The 18,520-nt window shown below is 50.9% G+C and carries 17 protein-coding genes; 1 reads left to right on the forward strand and 16 read right to left on the reverse strand.

Features of this window, described 5'->3' with window-relative positions:
• Positions 1 to 95: 95 nt before the first annotated feature.
• The 7 genes from D2E26_RS03255 to trpB all read right to left on the reverse strand — a co-directional run bounded on the left by D2E26_RS03255 (position 96) and on the right by trpB (position 7,220).
• Positions 96 to 719, reverse strand: a complete 624-nt coding sequence (locus D2E26_RS03255) for a CDP-alcohol phosphatidyltransferase family protein (protein ID WP_125963220.1) — start codon at positions 717 to 719, stop codon at positions 96 to 98.
• A 207-nt stretch (positions 720 to 926) separates the two neighbouring features.
• Entirely contained in the window at positions 927 to 1,778 is an 852-nt protein-coding gene (gene hisG / locus D2E26_RS03260; RefSeq protein WP_125963221.1) for an ATP phosphoribosyltransferase, read from the reverse strand.
• 274 nt (positions 1,779 to 2,052) lie between these two features.
• Positions 2,053 to 2,316 (reverse strand): phosphoribosyl-ATP diphosphatase, encoded by a 264-nt coding sequence (locus D2E26_RS03265; protein WP_125963222.1) that lies wholly within the window; start codon positions 2,314 to 2,316, stop codon positions 2,053 to 2,055.
• Between the two features lie 98 nt (positions 2,317 to 2,414).
• Positions 2,415 to 3,092, reverse strand: coding sequence for a ribulose-phosphate 3-epimerase (gene rpe, locus D2E26_RS03270; protein ID WP_125963223.1), 678 nt, complete (start codon positions 3,090 to 3,092; stop codon positions 2,415 to 2,417).
• Positions 3,093 to 3,127: 35 nt separating this feature from the next.
• Entirely contained in the window at positions 3,128 to 4,090 is a 963-nt protein-coding gene (gene lgt / locus D2E26_RS03275; protein ID WP_241218838.1) for a prolipoprotein diacylglyceryl transferase, read from the reverse strand.
• A 114-nt stretch (positions 4,091 to 4,204) separates the two neighbouring features.
• Positions 4,205 to 5,089, reverse strand: a complete 885-nt coding sequence (gene trpA / locus D2E26_RS03280) for a tryptophan synthase subunit alpha (RefSeq protein ID WP_125963224.1) — start codon at positions 5,087 to 5,089, stop codon at positions 4,205 to 4,207.
• A gap of 43 nt (positions 5,090 to 5,132) precedes the next feature.
• Entirely contained in the window at positions 5,133 to 7,220 is a 2,088-nt protein-coding gene (trpB, locus tag D2E26_RS03285) for a tryptophan synthase subunit beta (protein ID WP_125963225.1), read from the reverse strand.
• A 258-nt stretch (positions 7,221 to 7,478) separates the two neighbouring features.
• On the opposite strand from trpB, the gene D2E26_RS03290 reads away from it, so the two are divergent.
• A complete protein-coding gene (locus tag D2E26_RS03290) occupies positions 7,479 to 8,519 on the forward strand; it encodes an adenosine deaminase family protein (RefSeq protein WP_277599616.1) in 1,041 nt (346 codons plus the stop codon).
• A gap of 183 nt (positions 8,520 to 8,702) precedes the next feature.
• Here the strand turns inward: D2E26_RS03290 and D2E26_RS03295 are convergent, their stop codons facing one another.
• The 9 genes from D2E26_RS03295 to rpsB all read right to left on the reverse strand — a co-directional run bounded on the left by D2E26_RS03295 (position 8,703) and on the right by rpsB (position 18,358).
• Complete coding sequence (locus D2E26_RS03295; RefSeq protein WP_125963227.1) at positions 8,703 to 10,370, reverse strand: chorismate-binding protein; 1,668 nt, start codon at positions 10,368 to 10,370, stop codon at positions 8,703 to 8,705.
• 62 nt (positions 10,371 to 10,432) lie between these two features.
• A complete protein-coding gene (hisI, locus tag D2E26_RS03300; RefSeq protein WP_125963408.1) occupies positions 10,433 to 10,834 on the reverse strand; it encodes a phosphoribosyl-AMP cyclohydrolase in 402 nt (133 codons plus the stop codon).
• A 159-nt stretch (positions 10,835 to 10,993) separates the two neighbouring features.
• Positions 10,994 to 11,764, reverse strand: a complete 771-nt coding sequence (hisF, locus tag D2E26_RS03305; protein ID WP_125963228.1) for an imidazole glycerol phosphate synthase subunit HisF — start codon at positions 11,762 to 11,764, stop codon at positions 10,994 to 10,996.
• A gap of 651 nt (positions 11,765 to 12,415) precedes the next feature.
• Positions 12,416 to 13,651 (reverse strand): dual-specificity RNA methyltransferase RlmN, encoded by a 1,236-nt coding sequence (gene rlmN, locus D2E26_RS03310; RefSeq protein WP_125963229.1) that lies wholly within the window; start codon positions 13,649 to 13,651, stop codon positions 12,416 to 12,418.
• Between the two features lie 68 nt (positions 13,652 to 13,719).
• A complete protein-coding gene (locus D2E26_RS03315) occupies positions 13,720 to 14,691 on the reverse strand; it encodes a phosphatidate cytidylyltransferase (RefSeq protein WP_125963230.1) in 972 nt (323 codons plus the stop codon).
• A gap of 121 nt (positions 14,692 to 14,812) precedes the next feature.
• Positions 14,813 to 15,367, reverse strand: a complete 555-nt coding sequence (frr, locus tag D2E26_RS03320; protein ID WP_125963231.1) for a ribosome recycling factor — start codon at positions 15,365 to 15,367, stop codon at positions 14,813 to 14,815.
• Between the two features lie 117 nt (positions 15,368 to 15,484).
• Entirely contained in the window at positions 15,485 to 16,228 is a 744-nt protein-coding gene (gene pyrH / locus D2E26_RS03325; protein WP_125963232.1) for a UMP kinase, read from the reverse strand.
• Positions 16,229 to 16,388: 160 nt separating this feature from the next.
• Positions 16,389 to 17,252, reverse strand: coding sequence for a translation elongation factor Ts (gene tsf, locus D2E26_RS03330; protein ID WP_125963233.1), 864 nt, complete (start codon positions 17,250 to 17,252; stop codon positions 16,389 to 16,391).
• Between the two features lie 188 nt (positions 17,253 to 17,440).
• Complete coding sequence (gene rpsB, locus D2E26_RS03335) at positions 17,441 to 18,358, reverse strand: 30S ribosomal protein S2 (RefSeq protein ID WP_125963234.1); 918 nt, start codon at positions 18,356 to 18,358, stop codon at positions 17,441 to 17,443.
• Between the last annotated feature and the right edge of the window lie 162 nt (positions 18,359 to 18,520).

Below are 18,520 nucleotides of genomic sequence, written 5' to 3' on the forward strand. Positions count from 1 at the left end.
AGTCAAAGCCTCCTTTGTACGTGCAACCTGTGTAATTGTAGTACTTTCTGCTGAGTCTAGTGGGTTACTGCAGATTATGCATTATGCGCTATGTGCTATGCGCGCTTAGCGGTATCTTCTGCTGCGGCCTGTTCAAACAATGGCTTGGCCTGAACCAAGTAGATAACACCGGCTGTCCAGTAGAGACCAATACCCCAAATAGCGCATGCCGTAGCCATCAGATGCAGCGTTTGCATCCAGGCTTGGCTCTGATCGATTTCTGCAACCATCAGGCCAACAATGGCGATCATGAGCACTGCGGTACCAGCTTTACCAGCGAAGTGCACAGGAAGCGGACCATAGTCACGCTGGGCCAAAGCCAGCGTCATAGCGCCCAATACAACGTCACGAAGCATAACGAGTACGAGCATCCACCATGGCAACACATGAGAAATAGCTAAGGCGAGCACGCTGAAGAAGATCAGCAGACGATCAGCAATAGGATCGAGAATCTGGCCGATTTTGCTGACCTGGTTAAAAGTACGGGCAATGTAGCCGTCAAGGAAGTCGGATGCTGCCGATGCGGCAAGCACAATTAACGAAGCAATCATCAGGTGCTTCGTAATCAAAAACGCAATAACAGGAATCGACAGAATTCTAAGCAGACTAATGAAATTAGGTACGGTAAAAACAATGTCCCTTGCGTCGGGACCATATTTACGACTTTTCTGTGATGTCATTGATGCGTTTTCTGTCAATTGCATGGAGTGCTGGTTCTCTATGGTTTGTAGCTACCAGCCCTCCACGCACAAAGCTGCTCAATCCAAAGGTTCGGATTGCTTCAAGAGGTCCCCTACTAGACCTTCTCGAAGAAAAGTTCCTTCTACTTGTATAGCAGCCTAACAGTCCATATTCCTATGGCTAATTGTCAACCGTTTGGTCAACAGCTACATGCGGGTGGCTTGGATAGCCGTGACTATGATACCCCGAGCACCGATTTCGTACAGTTTATCCATCAGATAATTCACATCTGCCTTAGGAACCATGACGCGAACCGCCGACCACTGCTTCTCATGCAATGGTGAAATAGTTGGGCTCTCAAAACCAGGCGTAATTTCCACTGCTTGCGCGACTTTTTCGTTTGGAATATCAAAGTCCATTAGCACATAGCGCTTTGCCGTCAGCACGCCCTGCAGGCGTCGGCTGAGGCGCAAGAGCTGCTCATTGTCTTCGGCGAGGCGTGGAGAGCGAATCAGCACGGCTTCTGAGTGCACAATTGGGTCTGCGAAAATACGCAAACCTGCGTTACGCAGTGTGGTTCCGGTAGACACCACATCGGCAATTAGATCGGCAACGCCAAGCTGTACTGAGGATTCCACAGCACCATCCAAGTGAATCGTCTCAGCTTGAATACCGTGACGCTTCAGATAATCGTGGACGAGCTTATCGAACGACGTTGCAACGCGCTTGCCTTGGATATCAGCCAATGTATGAATGTCAGAATCGTTCGGTGCTGCAAAGCGGAATGTTGATGAGCCGAAGCCTAATGGCAGATGCTCTTTTGCGTCAGTCCCCGAGTTGAGCAAGAGATCATGGCCCGTAATACCAACATCAATCGTGCCGCGGCCAACATACACAGCGATATCGAGTGGACGCAAATAAAACAGTTCCACATCGTTGTCTTTATCTTCTACAACGAGTTGGCGAGGGTTTGAGCGCAAGCGATATCCAGCTTCTTGAAGCATGGACCAAGCTGGTTCAGAGAGCATGCCTTTGTTAGGGACGGCAATTCGCAGCATGGATGTTCCTCCGGGGCTACAGATGCTTGGCGTGTGTACGTGTGTATTGCGGCAAAACGTGTATTACAGCAAAACATGTAATGCGGCGAAGCCATGAATACATGAGCCGATACATGAGCCGATACATGGGCCAAGCAGGTAGATTTTTAATTTTGTGGTGTACTTTACCAAAAAATTAAAAAACATCACCGGCTTTGACCACTATTGATTGTTCAATATGTGGCAAATACCGGTGATGTTCTAAAACCGACTGTGAATTACTTCGCTTGTGCGATCACAGATTGCGGTAAATATCGTCGAGAGTAATACCGCGATCAATCATCATGACCTGCAGGTGATAAATGAGCTGACTCATTTCTTCTGCAGTGCGATCAGCACCTTCGTATTCAGCAGCAATCCACGTTTCACTGGCTTCTTCAACAATTTTCTTGCCAATAAAATGTGTGCCTTTGTCCAACTCTTCTACAGTCAGGGAACCTTCTGGACGCGTTTGTGCTTTTGCGCTCAATTCCTCAAACAGTGACTCAAATGTCTTCATTGGACTCTTCGTTTCCTTCCGAAATGGGTACGATGGCAACAATTGCTGCTATCTACTGCAGTTGCAACAATAGGTGCAACATGTGCGAAAAGCCTTGCTCAGTCTCGATATGCGGCCTGTGCAGCTTCGCGAATCTGCTCAATAGCCTGAGCTGGATCCTCAGCACCGTACACAGCGGAGCCAGCAACGAGGATGTTTGCACCGGCTTCTGCAACGGTTGCTGCAGTCTTAGGGCTCACGCCACCGTCAACCTGGATGTTGGTCTTAAGGCCGCGACGCGTAATCTCGTCACGCAGGCGACGGACCTTGTCCATCTGGTTGCTCAGGAACTTCTGGCCACCGAAGCCAGGCTCCACGGTCATGATCAGAATCGTGTCGAACTCTTCGAGGATGTCGAAGATTGGCTCAACTGGTTCTGCTGGGCGCACGGCGAAGCATGCTTCGCAGCCCATGTCGTGCAGCTGGCGTGCCAGACGCACAGGAGCGTGCGTAGCGCCCATGTGGAACGTCACGGACTTTGCACCGAGCTTAGCGAACTCTGGAGCCCAACGATCTGGGTCCTCAATCATCAGGTGCACATCAGCTGGGATTGGGGAAACTTCGCAGATGCGCTTGACGATTGGCTCACCCATCGTCAGGTTTGGCACGAAGTGGTGATCCATAACATCAACATGCACGAGATCGGCATTAGCGATGCGGTTCAGATCGCGCTCGAGATTGCAGAAATCTGCGGAAAGAATACTTGGGGCAATTTGAATAGCTGTCATGTTTTGCATTCTATGAATTATTAGCGACGAAGATGGCACAATCTTCAGTTTTGCGATTCTTTTTGCATATGCTGCATTTCGAGCTCACGAGCTGTCTGCTCACGCAGCTGTGCTTCGCAGCTTTGTGTTGTTTGGCCAACGCGCTGCAACACAATAAATGCAATGACGCCCAGAATAAAGACGAGAATCGAAACCCACACGTTAACGCGCAAGCCAAGAATCTCATGCGAGAAATCAATGCGCAGCATTTCGATCCAGGTGCGGCCTGCCGTGTACCACATAATGTACATCGTGAACAGCGAGCCAGCCTTGAGCGTCTTCTGCGTCTTGTGGCCGATCCAAATCAGAAGGGCCGCACCAATCAAGTTCCAAATCATTTCGTACAGGAACGTAGGCTGGAACAGCGTACCAGTTGGGCACGTAGCACCGTCATAGCATGATTCCGTGGAGCCAATTGCCGAGCCCTGCTGGTTCAGTTGTAAACCCCATGGCAGCGTTGTTGGCTTACCGTAGAGCTCCTGATTAAACCAATTTCCCAAACGACCAATGGCTTGGGCCACGAGCAGACCTGGTGCAATAGCATCACCAAGTAAAGCCATTGGATAATGCTTGTGGCGGCACCACGCCCATGCACCAAGGGCACCAAACAGAATTGCGCCCCAAATACCAAGACCACCGTTCCAGATGCGGAAGATTTCAACGAAATCACCGTTTGGGCCAAAGAATCGTTCTGGCGTGGTTACTACGTGGTACAAACGAGCACCAATAATGCCGCATGGCACGGCGACCAGTGTGGTATCGATAATCTGATCAAAGTTGCCACCGAGACGCTTCCATCGCGTTGTCAAAATCCATACGCAGGCAACGATGCCGAGCAGCATGGTGATGGCATAGAAATGAATCGTAAATGGTCCAACTTCAAATTTTGAAATAGTTGGTGATGGAATAGCAGCCAGTGTTGTTGCTGCAGATGCAGATGTAGCTGCCATTGTTGCAAGTGTCGTCATAATTGAGATCGTATAAGCATGGGCCTATCTGCTGCAAGGAGCAAATAGGCCCATGGAACAAATTAGCGGCAACTTCGCACTGCTTTACACAGCGTTACCCTGCCGTACACGGCTTCACTGGCGCGCAGTATGCACGCCTTGTGCAATTGTTCGCGTCACTGTTGCCAGATCCTGCAAGGCCGCCTTGGTATCCGTTTTGGCATTGCCATCTTCGTCGAGCAACGTATGCACTAATGCTGAGCCGACGATAACACCATCGGCATAGGCACCAACTGTACGAGCTTGTTCTGCATTAGAAACACCAATACCAACACAAACGAACTCAGCACCAGCTTCATGCGTACGGCGCACCAGCGTTTGTGGCGCAATATCAAGCGCATCACGTTCACCAGTAACGCCCATGCGCGACGCCGCATATACGAAGCCACGAGCGTGCTGCGTAACAACTTTCAACCTGCGATCGGTAGAATCTGGTGACACCAAGAAGATGCGGTCCAATCCGTATCGATCCGAAGCTTCAATCCACTCACCTGCTTCATCAGGAATCAAATCTGGCGTAATCAGACCCGCACCACCGGCCTGAGCGAAATCACGAGCGAACTGTTCAACGCCGTAATGGAAAATCAAGTTCCAATAACTCATAATGAGCGGCACACCGCCCGCTTCAGCTACTGCTTCAACGGCTTTGAACACGTTAGCAATACGTTCACCGTTTTCAATAGCGATCTGACTTGCGCGCTGAATAACCGGACCGTCCATAACCGGATCGGAATATGGCAATCCTATTTCGACGATGTCACAACCGTTTTCTACGAGCGTGCGCATGGCTTCAATGCTCGTAGCCGTGTCAGGGAATCCAAACGGCAGGTATCCAATCATCGCCGGCTTATTTTCAGCCTTGAGTTGCGTTAGTCGTGCAGCAGTTTGGCTTGGCTGCTTTGAGAATCCCTGCGGCTGCGTTGGCACTGTTGCGTCAGCGCTTTCTTGAATATGATTCATAGTATTTCTGTCCTTATTCCAGTACGTGTGTGTGCTTTGCTGATCAAGCCGTATGTGAACCTGGTGCTCCGTTATCACCCAGAGCAGCCTCTTGTTCATCGGTTAAATATCCGAACCATTTCGCCGCAGTATGCATATCTTTGTCTCCTCGGCCAGAAACATTGACGATCATGACTGGATGGTCATAGCCCTTTGCCTTGAGATCTTCTGCTGCTTTGTATGCGCCTGCAATAGCATGCGATGATTCGATTGCTGGAATAATGCCTTCTGTTTGTGAAAGGTCACGGAACGCATTCATTGCTTCCTCATCGGTTGCCCATGAGTAGTGGACACGACCAATATCTTTGAGCCATGAATGTTCTGGACCGACGGATGCATAGTCAAGGCCTGCTGAAATCGAATAAGTATCAAGCGTTTGACCTTCATCGTTAACGAGCACGTAGCTCTTCGTACCCTGGAACATACCCAATTCACCAGTGCCCGGAGCAAAGCGAATAGCGTGGCGTCCTGATTCTGGGCCATCACCGCCTGCTTCGTAGCCGTACAGATGAACGCGGTCATCGTCGAGGAATGCGTTCATCACACCAATAGCGTTGGAACCACCGCCGATGCAGGCCACAACAGCATCCGGATGATCAATACCATACCATTCCTTGAGCTGATCGCGGGCTTCTTCACCAATTACCTTTTGGAAGTCACGCACAATTGTTGGGAATGGATGTGGTCCCGCCACAGTACCGAGCAGGTAATGCGTATCTTGCACATTTGTTACCCAATCGCGCAATGCTTCATTAATCGCATCCTTGAGAATGCGATCACCTGCAGTGACCTCAACGACTTCAGCACCGAGCATGCGCATACGTGCTACATTCAGTGCCTGACGTCGTGCATCGATTTGACCCATATAAATACGGCACTTCAGGCCCATCATGGCACATACGGTTGCTGTTGCTACACCATGCTGGCCAGCACCAGTTTCTGCAATCACGCGAGTTTTACCCATGCGCTTGACGAGCAACGCCTGGCCCAATGCGTTATTAATTTTGTGTGCGCCTGTATGGTTGAGATCCTCACGCTTCAGGAACACACGTGGGTGAATACCCGTCTTTTCGGCAATACGTTCAGCAAACCGTGGTGCTTCAGTCAGCGGTGAGCGACGGCCAACGTATTGTTCATTTAGACGTTTTAATTCGGCTTGAAAAGCTGGATCTTGTTTGGCTTCGTTATACACCTGTTCGAGTTCATCGATGGCGTTGACTAACGCTTCTGGTACGAAGCGGCCGCCGAACTGGCCGAAGTATGGTCCTTCTTTTGTGCTCAGTGGGGTATCTTGTGAGGATTTCACGAGTTCTCCTGCCTTAACAAGTCGGCGCACTGCTAATACATGGTCATCAGCAGTGGCAACGCCCTCGCCTACGAGTACTGCATCAGCACCGGCAAGTGCGTAGGTGTTGAGTTCAGTGACGCCAAAAATGCCAGATTCGGCAACTTTAATAACGTCGTTTGGTAAATCATGGGCCAATTGACGATAGACGTCAATATCTACCTGCAGATTCTTCAAGTTTCGAGCATTAATGCCAATAACTTGAGCACCTGCTGCCCTCGCACGTTCAATTTCTTGCGCAGTATGCGTCTCAACAAGAGCCGTCATACCAAGCCTGTGTGTGAGCTCCAGTAAGTAGTGCAATTGCGCATCACTTAGCGCGGCTACGATCAGCAAAATCAGATCAGCACCATGTGCACGTGCTTCCCATACTTGGTATTCAGTCACAATGAAGTCTTTGCGTAGCACCGGAATATTGACGGCAGCACGCACTGCATCAAGATCCTCAAGAGATCCCAAGAAATGACGACCTTCGGTCAATACAGAAATTGCACTGGCACAACCTTGCTCATATTCACGAGCTAAAGCTGCAGGATCATCAATATCGGTTAAATGTCCTTTAGACGGAGAAGCGCGCTTGATCTCCGCGATAACAGGTATGCCATCGTTTCGCCTAAGCCATCGTTTTGCATCGAGTGGAGTTGGCGCTGCAGCTGCCATCTCCTGGAGTTGTGCCAATGATGTCTGTTGTTCGCGGATCTGCTGATCAGCCAGAGCGCCCGCTACTAGATTGTCGAGAACAGACAATGCTCCTCCTTGCGATGCATCAAAATGTGAGATGCCGTACTGGCATTGCCGTAAGTGCATTTTTGGCACTTCGGTTGTTCGCAAGAATACCGAAATAATTGAAGTATTCTGAGCCTTTTTCCGAGATATGGCCTTGAATTTTGAGAACCATACTCAACTTAAATCTCAGGTTAACGCAATATGAAATCTTCTTGAGGAGCCCAAGCTGCACGCTATACCCCCTTTATACTTATCCGTATGCTCCACGAACAAACTGTTATGGAGACGATTCAAAAACTCCCGAAAGCTGAACTATACGCGCATATCGAAGGTGCTATGAGTGCTGAATTGATGCATGAATTAGCATCTCGAAACGGCATGCGCCTTGCAAGCCGCAAAGTCTCTGAATTGCGAGCATGGTATACCCAGCGCGGATTAATGGAATCGTTGACCGTTTACCATGAGTCACTGGCGACGCTATGTACACATGATGATTTTCGTGACCTTGCACTGCACTATGTTGAATATGCCAAGCGGCATAACATTCGTATAGCGCAACTGGCAATTAGTCCACAGTTGCATATGCGTCGAGGTGTTTCATTTGCTGCAATGCTCGACGGTCTGCTTGAAGGATTTCAAACAGCAGAAGACTCATTGACGGTGAAGCTCTGTTTAGATATTCAGCGTGATCTTCCGGTACAAGATGCGCTTGAAGTGTTAACAGAATCTGCTCCATATATCAATGCGTTCTGTGGACTCAGTATGTCTGGCTCTCAGATTGGTTATGACTGTACGCAGTTTGAGCCGATTTTTGAGCGTGCGCATTTGTATGGTTTGCGATGCATGGTCGAGGCCGGTACCGAGGCTGCTCCTTCCGATATTCTCCATGCACTCGGTAGTTTGCATCCGAGCCAAATTAATAACGCGTTACATGCTGCAGATGATGAGCGTGTGTTGCGCTATCTTGCGCTTGCGCATATGCCGGTAACGTTGAGCCCACTTGCGTTGGAGCATAAGGGTGACATTCATTGCATTGATGATATGCCACTCTACAGTTTCCTAGACGCTCAAGTTTCTTTAGCCATGTGTTCTATCGCTCCAGAACTCTACGGTTCATTAACCGAGAATTATCTGGCCTTGCATCAGCTTGGATTGTCATTGAACGATATTGCAGAGCTAGCAGTATCTGCATTTGACTTGTTGTGTGACGACGATCTTGAATTTATGCATTATCAGCGTGCCGTTCGAGATTGGCAAGCAGAACATACTCATTCCAGTCTGATGCCCGTTACGGAAACTCTGAACGAGTTCCGTATATAACCCTATCCGCATGGATGCTTGCTCAGAGAAGCTTCTTTTCCATATAGCCTGAGACAAGCATCCTCACACAATAAAGGAGGGTATTTTTTTATACGCCCATAATTCACTCTCTCCAAGTTTTATTTGAGGCCGCTACCCATATTGGGCGCGGCCTCAACTCTATTGCGCATATTCCATGCACTATTACAGATTCTGTAACTGTGCAGCAGTTTGAATAGCAGCTACACTTGCTGCTGCTTTATTACGTGTTTCTATCCATTCGGTTGCAGGAACCGAATCCAACACCAGACCGGCGCCAGATTGTACGCTGGCTTCATGGTCTCGAATAAAGGCCGTTCGAATGGCAATAGCCATATCCATATTGCCGGAAAAATCGAAGTAGCCAACGGTGCCGCCGTAAATACCACGGTCTGCTGGTTCGAGCTCATCGATGATTTGAATAGCACGAGGCTTTGGTGCACCCGATAACGTACCTGCCGGGAATGCCGACATGAAAACGTCCAAAATATTGAGATCAGGACGAACCATGCCAGTCACTGTGGAGCAAATATGCATGATGTGGCTAAAGCGCTTGATATCCATGAAACGAATCACTTCCACGCTTTCTGGTTCGCATACTTTGCTCAAGTCATTGCGCGAAAGATCGACGAGCATAATGTGTTCGCTGGTCTCTTTCGGATCAGCCAGCAATTCTTTGGCCAGAGCTTCGTCTTCTTCTACAGTGGCTCCGCGTGGGCGTGACCCAGCAATTGGATAAGTCATAGCATGACCATCGTCAATTTGAATCAACGTTTCTGGACTCGAACCGATGACATTACATGCGCGACCCTGAGTATCCGTCAGCGTCATGAAATACATATATGGACTTGGGTTCAAGGTGCGCAGCACACGGTATACGTCAAATGGTTGCGCAGGTGAATCAATATCCAAACGCTGTGACAGCACAACCTGGAACGCATCACCATCAATGATGTGCTGACGAACTTGCTCAACAGCAGCTTCAAAATCAGAACGTTGTGTACGGAAACGAAGCTCAGGCTGTGGCAACGACGCATCAATGACACTAACCTTGGCTTCACCTTCTACCGGCGTTGCTGCCTGTCGCTGCATGGCATCGAGTCGCGCTAATGCCTCTTCATACGCTTGTGCTTCACGATCAGGTTGGTTATCAACGTTCACCGCATTAGCAATCAACCATAGCGATCCATTATGGTGATCAACAACCGCGAGATCAGTAGCTAATGCCAGCATCAGCTCTGACTGTTCGGTCTCATTCGGTGCATTGCTTGGCAGCGTTGGTTCCCAATGACGAATAGCATCCCAACCAATGGAGCCGACCAATCCTCCAGTTAAGTTTGGCAGCCCTTTAATATCTGGCGCATGCAGCACTTCGAGCACATTGCGTACCACGTCCATAACATCGCCAGTTGTTGCAATGCCTTCTGGTACCGTGCCGAGCCAATCGGCTTGACCATTATTGGAACGCAGCTGAGCCATAGCATGAACGCCAATAAAACTGTATTGACTCCATGAGCCGCCATATTCAGCCGACTCAAGAATAAACGTACCTTCGCGGTGCTGTGCTAAACGACCATACAATCCAACTGGCGTAAGCGAATCGGCCAGCAATCGACGTACAACAGGAATCATGCGATATCCCTGCTGAGCTAGTGCATGGAATTCTTCAGCACTTGGCCAAGTCTGTCCCCATACGAGATTCGTAACATCTCCTACGCATTGTGACGCGGGTTGTGATGCAGCCTGTGATACAGGTTGAGACACGGGTTGTGTATCAGGCTGCGATGCAGGCTGAGATTTAAGTTGAGATGCTGCAGCCGATTGCTGAGTCATAATGGCTCCCTTCAGATGCTGTCAGTACAGAACGAGTCCGCATCAAATACGTGCTATGGCGATTACTCCGTCAAGGATTCTCGATTGCCTACGACAACAGGCAGCGGACCACCTTCGTCGAAGCATGAGCGCTTTCCCGTATGGCATGCGGCGCCAACCTGATCCACTTCAATAAGCAATGCATCGCCATCGCAGTCGAGTGAAACAGCTTTAACAAATTGCGCATGGCCCGAGGTATCACCTTTACGCCAATATTCCTGACGTGACCTCGACCAGAATGTCACTCGCCCAGTAGTCAGTGTTCGCCGCAGTGCTTCGTCGTTCATATAGCCGACCATAAGCACATCACGTGTATCAAACTGCTGTACAACAGCGCATACGAGACCTTTGTCATCACGCTTCAAACGTGTTGCAATACGAGGATCCAATGTCACGCTGTTATCGAATGCCGATTCTTGTTCCATTGTTGTTTCGTCGTCAACCACTTCTTCGCGACCAGATACTGGTGCGTTATCAACCACTATTTCGCGACCAGATACTGTTTCGTTATCAATCCCTGCTTCGCAATCAGATACTGGTTCGTTATCCAACATTGCATCGGTATCGAATACTTGATTCGTCATTTATCGCACCTCGTAGCCTGCGTCTCGAATGGCCTGCTTGACTTCGCCAATAGTCACTTTGCCGTAATGGAAAATCGACGCAGCCAACACAGCATCAGCACCTGCAGCAATTGCTGGTGGGAAGTCTGCAGCCTTACCTGCGCCACCCGAAGCGATAATCGGGATCGACACTTCCCTACGCACATCACGAATCATTTCTAGGTCGAAGCCTTGCTGTGTGCCATCGGCATCCATAGAGTTCAGCAGAATTTCTCCAGCGCCCAATTCTTGAGCACGCTTGACCCACCAGATGGCGTCAATGCCCGTTGACTTGCGACCGCCCATAGTCGTTACTTCATAGCCCGACTGAGTGTGGTGCTCCCCTTGTTCACGACGTGCATCAACCGACAGCACAAGCACCTGATTACCGAATCGTTCGGCCACACGTGAGATCAGCGTTGGATCATTAATTGCAGCCGTGTTCACGCCGACTTTATCAGCTCCACATCTGAGCAGTGAGTCCACATCTTCCGGACTGCGTACGCCGCCGCCCACAGTCAGTGGAATAAAGATCTGTTCTGCAGTTCGCGTTACAACGTCGATCATCGTTTGACGATGCGAGCTTGAAGCGGTGACGTCCAAAAACGTTAGTTCATCAGCACCCTGGCGATAGTATTCGGCAGCCAGTTCAACAGGATCGCCTGCGTCCCTGAGATTTTCGAAATGCACGCCCTTCACCACGCGTCCTGCATCTACATCTAAGCAAGGAATAACTCGTACGGCTAATGACATGCTGGCTCCATCTGTAACGTTCGTCTCGCCATGGTTTAGACACAGACTAGCAGTAAATTACCGTTTTTCTCATTTTTATTACTGCGATGGGTCACATAGCAGACATTGCAACGCAATCAAACCGTTTCTATGCAAGACGTCTTCCAGAAATGCTGTTCCAGCAACACCTCTGCAGCAGCCTGTTGCAGAGTGCTTGTCACGCACTTTCCAGAAATGCTGTTCCAGCAACGTCTCGGTAGCAGCTATAGCAATCACAAACCACAGTGCATACAGGATTACGGGAATGCGAAGTTCGATATTTAAGAGTGCGAGATGACACAACAAGAGTATGGAATAACACAAAAAGAGTGTGGGATAGCACAACAAGAGTGTGGGATAGCACAACAAGAGTGCGAGATACCACAACAAGAGTGCGGGATAACACTACGACCATGCATAAAAAACAAGAAAACGCAAAGGTCAATGCACCATGTGTAGTGCATTGACCTTTATGAACAGTTTCGAACTGCGAAGAAACCGTTTCAGAATGCTGAGTAGTGATGCGTCTAAGCCATGCAATGCTTAGTTTCAGAACAACCTGCAGTAATTCAGCATCACCAAGTTACTGACTATCGCTCAGCGGATTATCAACTCTTAGCGGTTCAACATCACTTACTTGGCTTGGAGAGCCTTGTTGCGTTCCTTGACCTTGGCGGCGAGCTGGCCGCAGGCGCCGTCAATATCTTGACCGCGCGTATCGCGCAGTGTTGCCGTGATATTGGCATGATGCAGAATATCGAGGAACTGCTGCTCATCTTCTGGCTTGGATGCTGTCCACTTCGAACCTTCGATTGGATTCAGTGGAATTGGGTTGACGTGGACCCAGTCATCACCGTAGTGGTTCAGACGCTTAGCAAGCAGACGTGCATGCTCGGCCTGATCGTTAATGCCGCGCATTAATGCATACTCAATGCTGACGCGGCGCTTCGATGCTAAGTAGTAATCATGAGCCGCATCCAGCACCTGCGTCGTATTGAAACGACGGTTCATTGGCACCAGCTCATCACGCAGCTGATCACTTGGTGCGTGCAGCGACACAGCCAGACGCACTGGCAGACCTTCTTTCGCAAGCTTGCGAATACCAGGAACCACACCGACTGTAGAAATCGTGATGTTACGAGCCGAAATACCGAAGCCTTCTGGTGGCATAGCGCAAATCTGACGCACTGCGTGCAGCACAGACTTATAGTTACCCATTGGCTCGCCCATGCCCATGAACACGATGTTGCTCAAACGGCCAGGCCCGCCAGCCACTTCGCCTTCAGCCATCATGCGGGCAGCCACACGAACCTGCTCGAGGATCTCGCCCGTTGACATGTTACGCGTCAGACCGAGCTGGCCCGTTGCACAGAATGGGCAGCCCATACCGCAACCAACCTGACTCGAAATGCACAGCGTTGCGCGGTTTGGATAACGCATCAGCACGGACTCAATACGAGAGCCATCAAACAGCTCCCACAGCGTCTTAATCGTCTGACCATCATCAGCGACCTGACGCGTCACTTCAGTAATCAGTGTTGGGAAGAATGCCTCACCAACAAGCTCACGCTTATCAGCAGGAAGATCAGTGAACTCTGCCGTATTCGTATCGAAATGAGCGAAGTAATGGTTAGCGAGCTGCTTGACACGGAACTTAGGCAGGCCCAGTTCCTTGGCCTTAGCAATACGCTCTTCCTCGGTCATATCGGCAAAGTGGACTGGTGGCTTGCCGCGGCGTGCGTGGTTCTTTGCCAGCACGTCCTTGAACGCACCTTGTGGACCTGGCGTAATACCAGTTTCTGGCTCTGCCGACTGATCAGCTTCGTGAGAGTTCTCACGTGTTGCTCTAAACGCCTGGGAGTCGCTCATGGTTGCTTTGTTTCCTTGTCGTCGCTTGTGCAGAAATAAAAATTAATAAAAGAAGCTGGAACGTGAGATCACAGACCCGTTGCCCACAGCAGTACGCAGATGAATGGAGCGGACAGCAGGATCGAGTCGACGCGGTCGAGCACGCCGCCGTGGCCCTTGAGCAGGTGTCCCATATCCTTGATGCCGAGGTCACGCTTCAGCATAGAAGCGCACAGATCGCCGAATGTACCGACGATGCCGATGATGAAGCCAGCGATAATTGGGACCCACCAGCGTGTAGCCCACATGTTCGATTCATACGTGCAGGCGAACACAATGAACGCACCGGCCATAGCGAACAGTACGGAACCTGCCAAGCCTTCCCAGCTTTTCTTTGGCGAGATGCGTGGGCTGAGCTTGTGCTTACCGAGCCAAGCACCAGCGAACAGGCCGCCCGTATCGCTCAGCGCTGGCATGAACACCACGAGGATGGCGTGCGACACTGGATGGCCGTTGAACGTCAGCGGCATGATAATGCACGAAGCTAGCAGAATGATGTAGAGCACGGTGAACATCGAAACAGCAACGTTTTCGATTGAAGAACGGTGCTTCGTGGCGGCAACGGCCGAACCCGTCGAGCCGTTGGACAGGGCCTTGTTCTCGAGTGCGCGATCGAGGCTGTTACCGAACGAGATGTTCAGCGTAGCCATGAATGCCACAATAATCAGCGAGGCAACCGTGCAGGCGCCCATCGCAATAATGTGATCTGGCGAGTAGAACACTGCAGTCAGCGTACCAACAGCGCAGATTGCCAGCGTCAGGAATGGGATACGGAAGCCTCCAACAGCGAAGTCCACGCGCAGCTCCCAGAGCGCGAGCACCATGAAGATATCAACGAGCAGGGCAAATAGCTGCACATTAATGAGCAAGCATGCCAGAATCACAGCAATAAGCAGCACGGCTGTACCGATTGCCTGTGGCATGTTACGACCTGTACGCTTGTTGATTTCGTTAAGTCGTTCTTCTACGTCAGCGGCCTGCTGTTCATGCGACTTCGTCATCTTTATTCCTTATATGACTTCGTTCAATCAGGAAACTAGAAAAGTTTGTTGCTGTTTGTTGCCAAACATGGCGAAGGCTCCGGGGCAACATCCCGGAGCCTTAATGAGATAAAGGGGGTGATCAGACCTCCATAATCTCCTTCTGCTTCGATTCGAGCAGCGTATCGAGCTCTTCAGTGACCTGCTTCGTCACCTTGTCGAGATCCTTGAGCAGACGATCGCCCTCGTCCTCGCCCATCTCGCCGTCCTTAACAGCCTTATCGATGGACTCCTTGAACTTACGACGAATGTTGCGCACTGCAACCTTGCCGTCCTCTGCCTTGGACTTAGCGAGCTTGACGTATTCCTTACGACGTTCCTCGGTCAGCTCTGGCATCGTCAAACGGATGACATTGCCGTCGCGGCGTGGGGATGCCCCCAGATCGGAATCACGCAGAGCCTTCTCGACTGCGTTAGCCTGCGAAGCATCGAATGGCGTAACAGACAGCGTACGTGGTTCTGGAACACCAATCGTTGCCACTGCCTTCAATGGCGTTGGAGCGCCATAGTAATCAACGACAATGCCGTTGAGCAGTGCAGGGTTTGCACGGCCCGTACGGATGCCCGAGAAGTTTTCCTTCGTCGATTCAACAGTCTTAGCCATCTGTTCTTTGGCTTGGTTCACAAAATTCGCCATATGTGCTCCTTGATATGCGATGCTATTTAAGCGTTACTTCGCAGTAATTGTTCTTTCAATTACAGTACATGTAACCGCTGGAAAACACTGTGTGTTTCCACGTCTTGACTAACGGCGTTAGGCAAGCTCCGATTCCGTGTTGGCCACGAGCGTGCCAATGCCCTCGCCGAGCAGTGCCTTCGTCACATTGCCTGGGGTCTCGAGACCGAACACGCGAATGTGCTGGTCGTTGTCGCGAGCCATAGCCATTGCCGATGCATCCATAACTGCGAGGTTGTCAACGAGTGCACGATCGTAGCTCAGCTGCGAGAAGCGCTGTGCGTTGGCATCCTTGCGTGGATCTGCCGTGTACACACCGTCAACACCGTTCTTACCCATCAGCACTTCGTCGCAGTGGATTTCGAGCGAACGCTGAATGGAAACCGTATCGGTTGAGAAGTATGGCATACCTGCACCAGCACCGAAAATAACGACGCGGCCCTTTTCGAGGTGACGAATAGCACGCAGAGGAATATAAGCTTCTGCGACCTGGCCCATCGTAATTGCCGTCTGGACGCGCGTTGCCTGACCTTCCTGCTCAAGGAAGTCTTGCAGAGCGAGGCAGTTCATAACCGTGCCCAGCATGCCCATGTAGTCACCACGGGAGCGGTCGATGCCAGCCTGCTGCAATTCGGCGCCGCGGAAGAAGTTTCCGCCGCCCGTCACAATTGCTACTTGCACGCCCTGCTGCACTGCAGGAACAATTTCTTCTGCGATACGTCGAATAACGTGAGTGTCAATACCAACGTGTCCGCCGCCAAAAGCTTCACCCGAAAGCTTGAGCAATACGCGACGTGGTTTGTTGATTGCATTCTCAGCCATGCAATGCCTTTCTGGTCATTGGTTCATGATCTGTTCTTCTCGGTCGTGAATCTTGCTCAACAGTAATTGACCGCATTGACACAATACAAAAAAGGGCTGTAACCCTTCAATTGGGGTTACAACCCTTTATGACATATTTCAGTCAGCTGTGGAGCTTAGCTCACTCGTTAGCAGCTTCTTCTGCCTTGCCGACCTCAATGCGCACGAACTGCAGAGCGTGGCCATCGACCTCGCGGAACAGGTCGCCAACGGTCTTCGAAGGATCCTTGACGTAAGCCTGCTCGAGCAGCACGTTCTCCTTGAAGAAGGCGTTCAGACGGCCTTCGACGATCATTGGAACGATCTTCTCAGGCTTGCCCTCAGCGAGCGACTTCTCGGTAGCGACACGACGCTCGGACTCCACAACATCAGCTGGGACGTCCTCACGGGTCAGCCACTGAGCGCCCATTGCGGAGATCTGCAGAGCTGCTTCGTGAGCAACCTTTGCACCGTTCTCATCGGTAGCAATCATAGCCACGATGCTTGGTGGCATCTCGACGGACTTCTTGTGAGCGTAGATCTCGACGTGTGGGCCCTCAACGCGAGCGAACTGGCCGAGCTTGACGTGCTCACCGAACAGAGCAGCAGCTTCTTCAACTGCAACCTTCACGGTCTCGTTGTCGCCTGCAGGAGCCTCGAGCACCTCTTCGACGGAAGAAGCGTTAGCCTCGATGCCGTCAGCCAGCATCTGGTCTGCGAAGTCAACGAACTTAGGCGTCTTAGCCACGAAGTCGGTCTCAGAGTTGATCTCGAGAGCGTAGCCGTACTGCTCGCCGTCCTCACCGATAACGGTGGAAGCGATCGTACCTTCCTGAGCCTTGCGACCTTCGCGCTTGCCTGCTGCCTGAATGCCCTTAGCACGGATGATTTCCTTAGCGCGTGCGACGTCGCCTTCAGCCTCTTCAAGAGCCTTCTTGACGTCCATCATGCCGGCGCCAGTTTCCTCACGCACCTGCTTGATCAGGGCTGCGGTAATTGCTGCCATTGAATACTCCTCTTATTTAGAAGAAAAACTTGATCATTATCACGAGTGCTTACTTGTGGTAATGACACATATCCCAATCTACATAATCAGGCGGTGAAATATTCCTCCATGAATGAAGTAGTACGTTCGGCGCAATGCCTGACGTTACTTACTACCCCACCGCCCGATTAGAGATTAGTGAATTGGACTCAGTTGTTAGCCTCAACCTGAGCAGCTGCATCAGCTGCATCAGCGCGAGCAGCCTCAGAAGTCTCGTTCAGGCTCTCGCTTGGGTACTTAGCGTCCTTTGGGCCCTGCTTCTCGTCGTCCTCACGCACAGCCTCTTCAACCGTGTGTGCGTTTTCCTTGAGCAGATCCTTCTCCCAAGCTGCCATTGGCTGCTCTGCAGCAGCGCCTTCGTTCTTGGAAGCCTTGCCCGAACGCTCGAGCAGACCCTCAGCCACAGCGTCAGCCATGAGACGCGTCAGCAGCTCGATGCCGCGGATAGCGTCATCGTTTGCTGGGATTGGGTACTCAACTGCATCTGGATCGGTGTTCGTATCAACGATAGCCACAACTGGGATGCCGAGCTTGTGAGCTTCCTCAACAGCCAGAGCTTCCTTGTTGATGTCCACGACGAACATTGCGGAAGGCGTACGGTTCATGTTACGAATACCGCCAAGCTGCTTCTCCAGCTTGTCCTTCTCGCGCTCGAGCAGCAGCAGTTCCTTCTTGGTCAGACCGGAGCCGTGCACGTCGGTGAAGTCCATTTCCTCAAGTTCCTTGAGGCGCTCAACGCGCTTGGACACGGTCTGGAAGTTCGTCAGCATACCGCCGAGCCAACGCTCGGAAACGTATGGCATGTTCACGCGGGTTGCCTGCTCAGCAATTGCGTCCTTAGCCTGCTTCTTCGTACCAACGAAGAGCACGGTGCCGTTGTGAGCAACGGTGGACTTGATGAAGTCGTAAGCGACATCGATCATGTCAAGCGACTTGAACAGATCGATGATGTGAATGCCGTTGCGGGACGTGATGATGTACTGCTTCATCTTTGGGTTCCAACGGCGGGTCTGATGGCCGAACTGCAGACCTGCGTTCAGCATCTCGCTCATAGTGATCTGAGCCATGGTAATTCTACCTTTCTAGTCGGTTCTTGCCTGGTCATGCGCACCTGCATGCAGCAAAGTTCGAGCGCTTGAAACCAAGCATTCTGTGCTTTACCGACCGACACAGGCCGTCGCGGACATGACGCGAAATTGGTGTGTGTCTGTAGACAATATTGGGTGGGT

The sequence above is a fragment of the Bifidobacterium dolichotidis genome (assembly GCF_003951975.1).
Classification (GTDB): domain Bacteria; phylum Actinomycetota; class Actinomycetes; order Actinomycetales; family Bifidobacteriaceae; genus Bifidobacterium; species Bifidobacterium dolichotidis.

Bases quoted from the DNA above. Each gene is read 5' to 3' on its own strand.
- D2E26_RS03255 (WP_125963220.1), bottom strand. From the start codon at position 719: ATGACATCACAGAAAAGTCGTAAATATGGTCCCGACGCAAGGGACATT.
- hisG (WP_125963221.1), bottom strand. From the start codon at position 1,778: ATGCTGCGAATTGCCGTCCCTAACAAAGGCATGCTCTCTGAACCAGCT.
- D2E26_RS03265 (WP_125963222.1), bottom strand. From the start codon at position 2,316: ATGAAGACATTTGAGTCACTGTTTGAGGAATTGAGCGCAAAAGCACAA.
- rpe (WP_125963223.1), bottom strand. From the start codon at position 3,092: ATGCAAAACATGACAGCTATTCAAATTGCCCCAAGTATTCTTTCCGCA.
- lgt (WP_241218838.1), bottom strand. From the start codon at position 4,090: ATGACGACACTTGCAACAATGGCAGCTACATCTGCATCTGCAGCAACA.
- trpA (WP_125963224.1), bottom strand. From the start codon at position 5,089: ATGAATCATATTCAAGAAAGCGCTGACGCAACAGTGCCAACGCAGCCG.
- D2E26_RS03290 (WP_277599616.1), top strand. From the start codon at position 7,479: ATGGAGACGATTCAAAAACTCCCGAAAGCTGAACTATACGCGCATATC.
- D2E26_RS03295 (WP_125963227.1), bottom strand. From the start codon at position 10,370: ATGACTCAGCAATCGGCTGCAGCATCTCAACTTAAATCTCAGCCTGCA.
- hisI (WP_125963408.1), bottom strand. From the start codon at position 10,834: ATGGAACAAGAATCGGCATTCGATAACAGCGTGACATTGGATCCTCGT.
- hisF (WP_125963228.1), bottom strand. From the start codon at position 11,764: ATGTCATTAGCCGTACGAGTTATTCCTTGCTTAGATGTAGATGCAGGA.
- rlmN (WP_125963229.1), bottom strand. From the start codon at position 13,651: ATGAGCGACTCCCAGGCGTTTAGAGCAACACGTGAGAACTCTCACGAA.
- D2E26_RS03315 (WP_125963230.1), bottom strand. From the start codon at position 14,691: ATGACGAAGTCGCATGAACAGCAGGCCGCTGACGTAGAAGAACGACTT.
- frr (WP_125963231.1), bottom strand. From the start codon at position 15,367: ATGGCGAATTTTGTGAACCAAGCCAAAGAACAGATGGCTAAGACTGTT.
- pyrH (WP_125963232.1), bottom strand. From the start codon at position 16,228: ATGGCTGAGAATGCAATCAACAAACCACGTCGCGTATTGCTCAAGCTT.
- tsf (WP_125963233.1), bottom strand. From the start codon at position 17,252: ATGGCAGCAATTACCGCAGCCCTGATCAAGCAGGTGCGTGAGGAAACT.
- rpsB (WP_125963234.1), bottom strand. From the start codon at position 18,358: ATGGCTCAGATCACTATGAGCGAGATGCTGAACGCAGGTCTGCAGTTC.